At 37.7% G+C, this 9,412-nt stretch carries 9 protein-coding genes; 7 read left to right on the top strand and 2 right to left on the bottom strand.

Annotation, left to right across the window (positions count from 1 at the left end):
• The 6 genes from AC6F75_RS00095 to AC6F75_RS00070 form a co-directional block, all read left to right on the top strand.
• The coding region (locus tag AC6F75_RS00095) for a hypothetical protein (protein ID WP_500712890.1) at nt 1-235 on the top strand (235 nt) is incomplete at its 5' end.
• Between the two features lie 107 nt (nt 236-342).
• Nucleotides 343-1,275, top strand: coding sequence for a transglutaminase domain-containing protein (locus AC6F75_RS00090; RefSeq protein WP_500712888.1), 933 nt, complete (start codon nt 343-345; stop codon nt 1,273-1,275).
• A gap of 11 nt (nt 1,276-1,286) precedes the next feature.
• Nucleotides 1,287-1,580: a GNAT family N-acetyltransferase gene (locus AC6F75_RS00085; protein ID WP_500712887.1), complete on the top strand. Its 294-nt coding sequence runs from the start codon at nt 1,287-1,289 to the stop codon at nt 1,578-1,580.
• Nucleotides 1,571-2,152: a pyridoxal 5'-phosphate synthase gene (locus AC6F75_RS00080; protein ID WP_500712886.1), complete on the top strand. Its 582-nt coding sequence runs from the start codon at nt 1,571-1,573 to the stop codon at nt 2,150-2,152. The genes AC6F75_RS00085 and AC6F75_RS00080 overlap by 10 nt, the downstream gene beginning before the upstream one ends.
• 67 nt (nt 2,153-2,219) lie before the next feature.
• On the top strand, nt 2,220-2,558 hold the full coding sequence (locus AC6F75_RS00075) for a hypothetical protein (protein WP_500712885.1): 339 nt from the start codon (nt 2,220-2,222) through the stop codon (nt 2,556-2,558).
• An 86-nt stretch (nt 2,559-2,644) separates the two neighbouring features.
• Entirely contained in the window at nt 2,645-3,823 is a 1,179-nt protein-coding gene (locus tag AC6F75_RS00070; RefSeq protein WP_500712884.1) for an acyl-CoA dehydrogenase family protein, read from the top strand.
• 350 nt (nt 3,824-4,173) lie between these two features.
• Here AC6F75_RS00070 and AC6F75_RS00065 read toward each other — a convergent pair whose 3' ends face one another.
• Nucleotides 4,174-5,343, bottom strand: coding sequence for a beta-helix domain-containing protein (locus AC6F75_RS00065; protein WP_500712883.1), 1,170 nt, complete (start codon nt 5,341-5,343; stop codon nt 4,174-4,176).
• A gap of 51 nt (nt 5,344-5,394) precedes the next feature.
• Nucleotides 5,395-8,148 carry a TonB-dependent receptor domain-containing protein gene (locus tag AC6F75_RS00060; RefSeq protein WP_500712882.1) on the bottom strand — a complete coding sequence of 918 codons (2,754 nt, stop codon included), beginning with the start codon at nt 8,146-8,148 and terminating at the stop codon, nt 5,395-5,397.
• Nucleotides 8,149-8,437: 289 nt separating this feature from the next.
• Between AC6F75_RS00060 and dgt the strand changes: the two genes are divergently transcribed.
• Nucleotides 8,438-9,412, top strand: a 975-nt coding sequence (dgt, locus tag AC6F75_RS00055; RefSeq protein ID WP_500712891.1) for a dGTP triphosphohydrolase, incomplete at its 3' end; no start/stop codon positions are given.

The following is a 9,412-nucleotide window of genomic DNA, read 5'->3' as shown; positions in this document are numbered from 1 at the left end:
ATGGTGTGCTTGCTCATCCAACCTCATAGCCTCTTATGCAGTTCCTGTTCGTCAGAACCAACCACGCAGTCTGGCTTACTTCAGTCCTGACCTCACGGTCAGCAACCTTGCCACTTGCTTTGCTTCAGGACGTCACTCCTGTGCATCGGGGACTTTCACCCTTTGGGTTATTCAAATCAATGAACTATATTTACCATTCAAGGCACACACAGCGTATATAACTTATGGCGGATAAAGTGGTAAATTCAAGCTTTGTGCATTTAAGTAAGTTTGTTACTAGCGGAAAAGAAAGTGCTTCGAAAACCGCCACAAGCCATATAAGCGAAACGTTTTAGCACACATATGAGAAAATCTATTTATTTAATTGTTCTATTTGTTTTCTTGTCATTATCCGGTTGGTCACAGGATTTTGAAAAAGTGGATTCCATTGTTTCAAATTATCCAGATAAATTCCGTTCCACATCTAAACTAGCCAAAAGAATTTCGTCAGATTTTACTAATGACTATGAGAAAGTCAGAGCAGTTTACACTTGGATCACTAATAACGTAGTTTATGACCCGAAAGAGTATGGCAAATACAACTTTGAATATTCCAACAATCAAGAATATGCAGAAAAAGATAAAAAACATAAAAACAAACTTTCATCAAGAGTTATAAGAAAAGGTAAGGCTGTATGTGAAGGATACTCCACCCTATTTACCGCCATCTGTGATGATTTGAATATAGTATCAAAAGTTGTCACAGGTAGTTCGAAAACGGGGGTTAAGGATATTGGCAAAAGATACTACTCTGACCATGCCTGGAATATTGTTCAAATTGATAATAACAAATATCTTATTGATGCAACTTGGGGGGCAGGAACCTATAATAACTATTTCCAAAAAAAGGTTAACTTCTTTTATTTTTTGACGGACCCGAACCTTTTTATAAAAACACACTATCCAGATCACTTTGAAAATGCACTTTTAGAAATTGAAGTTGACAGGCAGGAATTTTTAAATGGACCTCTTTTTTACAACTTTGATTTTGTATTAATCAATCCCATGGATGGAATTATAAAGCGGGGACAGACCGACAAGATTAGATTTGTTTTTCAAACCGACAATAACGTAAACTCCATTTCCTATAGAGCCCATAGGAAGATTTATCAGATCTCTAAATTTGTAAAAGATGAATTTTTAGAATTTGAAGTAGATATATCACACCTTCAGAGGGAAAAAGATTTGATTCTTTTTTTTGATAATAAACCCGTTATTGCTTTCAAAATAAAGTAAAATAAATACGTGTGATTGACCATTCAAACCTTATTGTTACTGCCTGGCACAATGATTTGTTGGTGGGCGTTGCTCGCTCGATAACAGACTGGGCCTGGTGTTGCTATTTATCAGACCTTGCTGTGAGAAGTGAATACAAAAAATGTGGAGTTGGCAGCCAACTTATTCAAATGACCAAAGAAAAAGTTGGTGAACAATCCATGGTATTGCTTCTATCTGTACCAACTGCAATGAACTATTACCCGAAAATGGGGTTTGTAAAACAAGAAAGTAGTTTTATTATGAACAGAGCCCCATGGAAATAACACCTATTGAACATTTCACCAAATGGATTAAAGAAGAACTTCGCTTGTCAAAAGCTAGAATACCTACTGCTTGCTGCCTTTCAACTAACGGCATAGACGGTTTTCCAAATGCAAGGTTTGTTTCATTCAAAGACGTAGCAGAAAATAAATTTATAATAACGGGTCCTTTAACATCACGAAAAGGGATTGAAATAGACACTTCCAACAAAGTGGCATTGACCTTTTGGTGGACAGAAACAGAAAGACAAGTGAGGGTTCAAGGCAATGCTACTAAAATTGACGAGCACCTTGCTGATAAATACTTTGAAGAACGCAACAGGGACAGTCAAATCGTTTCCATAGTAAGTGAACAAGGACAAGAAGTGGCTAACATTGAAACCCTTACCGAAATGTATGAAAACATGGAGGTGAAATTTTCAGGCAAGCCTTTGGCAAGGCCTGAAAATTGGGGCGGGTTTGCAATCGAGCCCATAAGAATAGAATTTTTGGAATTTAAACCCACACGCTTTCACGACAGAAAATTGTATGAACTGAAAAACGGGAAGTGGACGATAAAGCAATTACAACCTTGATAAGAAGATTGTCGTCTAAGAAATCTTTTTATCAATACAGTTTCCTCTGTAAATTATACCCATCTCAATGACAAACAAAGAAAAACTCCGCCTAATCAAAATAGCCCACACCGCTATTTGGGTGTTTTTTAATGTGGTTGTTTTTTATATGCTTTATGCTGTAATTGTCAACAAAATTGACATTTGGCTTTGGGTGGGTTATGGCATCATTTTACTTGAAGGATTCATATTACTGGCTTTTAAAATGTATTGTCCCCTTACGGTTTGGGCCAGAACGTATTCTGACTCAACCAAAGACAACTTTGACATTTATTTGCCCAATTGGCTCGCCAGGCACAACAAATTGATTTATACTGTAATTATGATTGGGATTTTGATTTTGACAATCATCCGGTTATTGCCATAAACCCCAACTTTTCTCAAAATATTTCCAACATTATCATTGCCCAATCCTGAACCAATACCTATTTTTGTTTATCAAAATTTACATCCATGAAACCCGACTTATTCGAAGCACCCGATTATTACAACCTTGACGAATTATTAAGCGATGAACACAAGCTGGTGCGCGATGCCGCCCGCGAGTGGGTAAAACGCGATGTGTCCCCCATCATTGAGGAGTATGCCCAAAAGGCTGAGTTTCCCACACAAATCATCAAAGGTTTGGCTGATATTGGTGCTTTTGGCCCCTACATTCCTGAAGAATATGGCGGTGCAGGACTTGATCAGATTTCGTATGGTTTGATTATGCAGGAAATCGAAAGAGGGGATAGCGGTGTGCGTTCAACAGCCTCAGTACAATCTTCTTTAGTGATGTATCCCATCTGGAAATATGGCAATGAAGAACAACGTCAAAAATTCCTTCCAAAACTGGCAAGCGGTGAGTGGATGGGTTGTTTCGGTTTAACCGAACCTGATCACGGCAGTAACCCAGCCGGTATGACCACCAACTTTAAAGACAAAGGAGATCACTATTTACTCAACGGCGCAAAGATGTGGATATCCAATGCACCTTTTGCACAGGTGGCGGTAGTATGGGCCAAAGATGAAAGCGGAAGAATTCACGGGTTGATTGTAGAACGCGGTATGGAAGGCTTCTCAACTCCTGAAACCCACAACAAATGGTCACTGCGCGCTTCAGCCACCGGCGAACTGATATTTGACAATGTCAAAGTTCCTAAAGAGAATTTATTGCCCAACAAATCAGGTTTGGGGGCACCTCTGGGCTGTTTGGATTCTGCACGCTATGGTATTGCCTGGGGAGCCATAGGTGCCGCCATGGATTGTTATGACACGGCTTTAAGATATTCCAAAGAGCGTATGCAGTTTGGAAAACCCATCGGCCAATTTCAACTGCAACAAAAGAAGCTCGCCGAAATGATTACCGAAATTACCAAAGCCCAGTTATTGACTTGGCGATTGGGTGTTTTAAGAAACGAAAATAAAGCCACTTCGGCACAAATCTCTATGGCCAAACGCAACAATGTGGATATGGCCATCAACATTGCCCGTGAAGCCCGTCAGATTCTCGGCGGAATGGGAATCACCGGTGAGTACAGTATTATGCGTCACTCCATGAACCTGGAAAGTGTCATAACTTATGAAGGGACACATGATATACACTTATTGATTACAGGGCTGGATATCACAGGATTGAATGCTTTTAAATAACAAAAAGTGAAAGAATCCACTAACCATGCTTTTGTCAAGCTTGTTTGTTTCTAAAGCAGTTTTACACAGGTCAAACCCATAGAATAGGTACTTATTGATCATTCTACTAATGAAACATAGTTTGATAGTGATTTTCCTCCCACATCCTTAAGAATGTCGCAATAGAGTGTTATTGTTGATGAATCAACAATTTTAAAGTCTTTTTCTGTAGGTTTTGAGGGCCTGTTGTCCCATACAGTTTTTACTTTTGTTCATATATCGATTTTAGTGGTAAAAACAAGATATAAAATAAACGGGAAATCCAACTAAGGAAATCCCGCTTTTAAATAAGTTTACCGTAAACTAATAGACTACAAACCAATAGTCCAACCCTGAGCCCAAGTTGGGACTCCGGTTCCGTTTCCTGCACCTGTTGCGTTATTGTTTTCAGTATAAACATTAGTTACATCAACCGGATCGCCGTTGTTATCTCTACCTTTTGCATTTACATCTGTAATATTGGAAAATTTGACATTGGTAAATAACAAATTGTTTGGAATACCAGCTAGTGTAGCATCGTCTCTTACTTCAATCCCCACAGCCCAGTTGTCTAATACAATGTTGTCAATTTTTCCTCTTGTACCCACTCTAACTAAAATTCCTTGTGGCTCATTTCCTTGATCACCCAAACCAATTAATGTTAGGTTTGTAATTGTTGGATCTGAAATTGGAGTTGCAGTATTGTTAGTATTTAAGTTATCTGCTTCGATACCTCTGTTTCCTCTTCCCAGTCCAAGTTTTCCATACCAGTTGGTGTTGTTTTGACCATTCCATCCTTCAACCCAGTCAAATTGATCATCTTCATTTGCTGTCATTACAAGGTTAGATGCACTTACAGTTCCGCCATAGAACTCTATACCATCATCAGCTCCTGCGTGTATTTGAACGTGGCTGATTACAGTTCCGGATCCAACACCAAAAAGAGATAAACCATTAAACTCTTTTTCACTGTTAAATGCAGCACCTGAATACTCTATTCTTAAGTATCTGATTTCGCCGGAGTTGTCGTCTAATATAGTTCCTCCATATGTCAAGTCGGAAACCTCAGCTTGAGCAGTTGCTCCTCTGTTTGTGGGTGCTTTACCACAAACAACCAGACCGCCCCAGTCACCGGGCTGAGGATTTGATAAACCTGATGTCATTACTACGGGAGCTGCAGCAGTACCGTTTACAAAAATTTGTCCCCCTTGCGCAACTGCAATATAGGCTGATGTTCCACCAATACCTTCAATTTTTGTTCCGGCTGGAATTCTTAACTTACTTCCGTCGGTAACCAAAACTCTTCCGGTTAGTTTATAAACCTGTGAAGGGTCTAAAGTTACATCCTCACCAGCGGGCATATCTCCCTTAAAGTCAGCTGGATTGAATTGAAATCCAGGAGGTGTGTCATCATTTGTATTGTCATCGTCAGACGAACAACTGTTTAGCGTCAAAGCAGCTATAAAAAGCATTGCAGACATTTTTAAAATTGAATTTTTCATTGTTTAAAGTTTAGATTAATGATTAAGTTAAATTGTTATATAATTTTTGGTTTAAAAATTGTAGCCAATACTAAAACCAAGTCCAATACCCCTTTTAAAAGAAAGAATATCGACAACACCAGCTCTGGAATCCTGAGCCCTAATAATATCAGGGTTTAGTAAATTTGAAGCTTTCATACCTATTTGTACTCTGTTTAGTTTTGCGTTTAAAATAAAACGGAGACTTGAATAAGGTTTTTCAAAAATGTTTCCACGACCATTGGTTCCCAGCGAATAGATTCTATCTGAAAAGTAACTGTAAGAGCCTGTCAAAGAAATTGTATGGTTTTCTTTCCAGGAAGTTAAGAAAGTCAAATCCCCATTAATCAAAAGGTCTGAAGCTCCTGAAAATGAATCTTCATTATTTGTAAATTCAACATTGTATCTAGTTTCTCTCCTAATTTTCTCAGAATCCAACTCCTGATAGGTGACCATATATGCAGCATTAAAACCGGCTATAATCTTTTTGCTATTCTCACTGTTATTGTCAAAAATTACTTTTCTTGCTTCCACTTCAATTCCTCCCACATAACCAAAGTCACCGGTGTTAAGAACAGATATGTCATTTGATGAAGAGGCTATGGTAACCTCATTCATTGGGTCTTCAATATATTTTCCAAATACAGTTGTAGAAATAATTTCTTCATCACTGGGGAATAATTCCCATTTAATATCCACATTGTAATCAGTTGAAGGGTACAAATCCGGATTTCCTAATTTAACATCGGCCACATCTTCATAGATAAAAAGAGCTCTCTCTTTAAATTGAGGAAGGGTATAAGTTTTACTGGCCCCAAACCTTAGATTTTGTTTTTCGTTTATAGCATATTTGAAAATTAAGCTTGGTAATATATTTGTTTCATCAAAAGCATCTTCTCCACCATTGTCATCAAGTTGTGTTTTCCAACTTACTTCTTGGTTGACATACTCTCCCCTGATACCTAAAAGCCCTGTAAATTTATCTGAAAGCTTATACTCCAAATTGGCATAGACTCCGTGAACAATTTGCTCTCCACCATAGACTTGAGGGTCTAAAGCATTTGGCACAAATTGATTGCCCCTAAATGTGGCGATATCAAACCAGCCGTTTTGAAAATTCTGTTGATTTAGAAATGCATCTAAATTATAGGGATCAACAATTTCATTTTGACCGTCAGGAAGAATTCTAAAGTTAAATTGGTTTGCTTCAAAATCCCTTTCTTTAAACTTGCCGCTATAACCCAGGGTTATCGTGCCTTTGTTTTCAAAGTCTTCATTGACTCCTAATAAATAACTGATTGATAAATTTCCTGAATATTCAGTTTCAACTAGGCTTTGGAAATATCTATGGTTATCTGAAATTTGGTTTTGTCCAAAGACAAATTCTGAATTATTAACCCCTCTGAAAGTGTTTTGAACGCGATCAGGCATATCGCCGTTAACAGTGTTGTGTGATAAGCCCCAGTTTAACAAGTAATTTTCACCAAACTTATGATTCCCCAAAAGTTGATTTATAAATAAGGTGTTTTTAATAAATGTGGTTCTTCTCAAAAGACCATTATCAAAATCTGCTATATCCACAATAGTACCGCGGAATTCATCCACAGATTGATTGCTTGTATTTATTGCTAAAAAATTATAAGAAATGCGATTGTTTGGATTGATGGAATACACCAAATTGAGCATCCCGCTACTGTTAGTTGTATATTCGTAAGTGTCAAAAGTGAACTGATTTCTTCTAAAGACCCCGTCAGCATCTGCATCAGTTAAAAACCCTTCATCTTTAAATCCATAACTGTTTTTGTGGAAAACGGTTGCAAATAAATTCAATCTACCTTGATTCCCTACTGAAAATGATTTTCCGCCGGAAATTGAAAAACCTAAATCTATTGGGTTTTTTACGGTATTTAGATTTAAACCGTTTTCAAATACAAATTCAGCAAGGGTCTCTGGTTGTTGGGTTATATTCAGCCCCAATTTATCCGGGCCATCCTGAAGGAAAAATGGATTTTTTGATATTGCGTTGGTATTAAAACCGTTTGAAACTTCAGCAGTAAAAAAGCCGGGGCCACTATAGTTTTTTGTGTTAATGTTGATATTTCCACCGGCAAAGTCTCCAAAAACTGATGCATTATATACTTTTTCAATTCCAACAAATTCAATAATGTCTGAACTAAAAATGGACAAGTCCATGTTCTTCTTTTCAGGGTCATTGGAAACTACCGGCAAATTATTCAAAGTTGATGAGTTATATCTATCTCCAAGACCTCTTACAAAAATATTTTGTCCTCCTTGTTTGGAAACACCCACAGTATTGGCAATTGCAGCAGAGGCATCACTTAATCCTTTCCTTGACATCTCTTCTGCGCCAATGCTTTGCTTTAATTCTATGGCATTTTTTCGGTCAAGCATTAAAGCGACTTCAGATGTTTTACGAGTAGTAGTCCTTAGGACTACTTCATCAAGTGTAGCAGAGCTTATACTAAGTGGTATATTTAAATTGGTCACTCTGTTTGATACAACCTCTACATCTTTCAATTCTATACTTTCATACCCCACAAAACTAACAAGTAAGTCATACTTTCCGACAAGAGCATTTTCAAAGGAAAATAAGCCGTCTAAGTCTGAAGTAGTACCCCTGTCTGTCCCCTTAATTACAACTGTAGCAAATGGTAAAGGCTCATTATTAAAGTCACTGTCTGTTACTAAACCTGCAATGGTACCGGTTTCTTGGGATATTAATGTGTTAGTAAAAAATAAAAGAAATATTAAAACTATTTTGTTCATCGGGTTAATTGTAATTTTTATACAAAGAAACCTCCAAACTGTAAAGTTGATGTTATGTGAAATTTAACACTTTGTCACCCTATGGTTAGCTTTAGGTTAATTGGTTTTCTTTTTCTTTACATTAACATTTACTCTATATTATAGTATATTGCGGGATAGTTTTTGAGTGGGTAATGGCGAGAGGTGAGTTTGAAAATTCCAAAAATTGAAAGCACCAAACATCAAATACCAATTAACCAATAACTATTAACCATTTTCAAACAAGAAACAAGAAACCAAAACACGTATGATGCAATGGGAACAACTGCTGTCACTTAAAAAACAAGGTGACAAAGGCAAGCGAATCAGAATAGAAGAAGACGAAACCCGTCTTGCTTTTGAAGTGGATTATGACCGTATTATTTTTTCCTCAGCATTCAGGAGTTTACAAGACAAGACACAGGTAATCCCCCTTTCTAAAACAGATTTTGTCCACACCCGTTTGACTCACAGCCTTGAGGTTTCGGTTGTTGGGCGTTCATTGGGCAGGCAAGCCGGAAAAGCCATTTTGCAAAAACACCCACATTTGAAAGATACTTTAGGTTATCAAATCAATGATTTTGGGGCCATTGTTGCGGCGGCTTCACTTGCTCATGATATTGGTAATCCGCCCTTTGGGCATAGTGGTGAAAAAGCTATTGGTGACTTTTTCCTTAACGGAAAAGGAAAAAGATTCAAACAATATTTAACCGAAAAACAATTTCAGGACTTGATTGACTTTGAAGGCAATGCAAACGGCTTTAAAATCTTAACCCAAAGCCGGGAAGGGGTGGAAGGTGGGCTGCGGCTCACCTATGCTACATTAGGTGCGTTTATGAAATACCCCAAGGAGTCTTTACCCAAAAAACCTACACCTGAAATTTGTGATAAAAAATTTGGTGTATTTCAAAATGATGCTCCGTTTTTTAACGAAGTAGCATCAGAGTTAGGATTGATTAAAAGAGGAAATCAGGAAGATGTTCATTACAACAGGCATCCACTGGCGTTTTTAGTGGAAGCGGCAGATGATATTTGTTACACCATCATCGACTTTGAAGACGGGATCAACCTGGGATGGATTGATGAATCTTTTGCACTGGAATACCTTTCAAAACTCATAAAAGACACCATCAACATAACAAAATACAACCGTTTAAAAAACACTTCAGACAGGATAAGCTATTTGCGTTCGCTTGCAATAAACAGATTGATACAGGATGCGGTTGCTGTTTTTATCGAAAATGAA

Source organism: Planktosalinus sp. (assembly GCF_059864935.1).
Note: the sequence above shows the minus strand (reverse complement) of the source record. Positions and strands in the feature narration are given on the sequence as shown.

What these genes read in the sequence shown, in the direction of transcription:
- AC6F75_RS00090 (WP_500712888.1), top strand. Translation starts at nt 343, where the DNA reads ATGAGAAAATCTATTTATTTAATTGTTCTATTTGTTTTCTTGTCATTA.
- AC6F75_RS00080 (WP_500712886.1), top strand. Translation starts at nt 1,571, where the DNA reads ATGGAAATAACACCTATTGAACATTTCACCAAATGGATTAAAGAAGAA.
- AC6F75_RS00075 (WP_500712885.1), top strand. Translation starts at nt 2,220, where the DNA reads ATGACAAACAAAGAAAAACTCCGCCTAATCAAAATAGCCCACACCGCT.
- AC6F75_RS00070 (WP_500712884.1), top strand. Translation starts at nt 2,645, where the DNA reads ATGAAACCCGACTTATTCGAAGCACCCGATTATTACAACCTTGACGAA.
- AC6F75_RS00065 (WP_500712883.1), bottom strand. Translation starts at nt 5,343, where the DNA reads ATGAAAAATTCAATTTTAAAAATGTCTGCAATGCTTTTTATAGCTGCT.
- AC6F75_RS00060 (WP_500712882.1), bottom strand. Translation starts at nt 8,148, where the DNA reads ATGAACAAAATAGTTTTAATATTTCTTTTATTTTTTACTAACACATTA.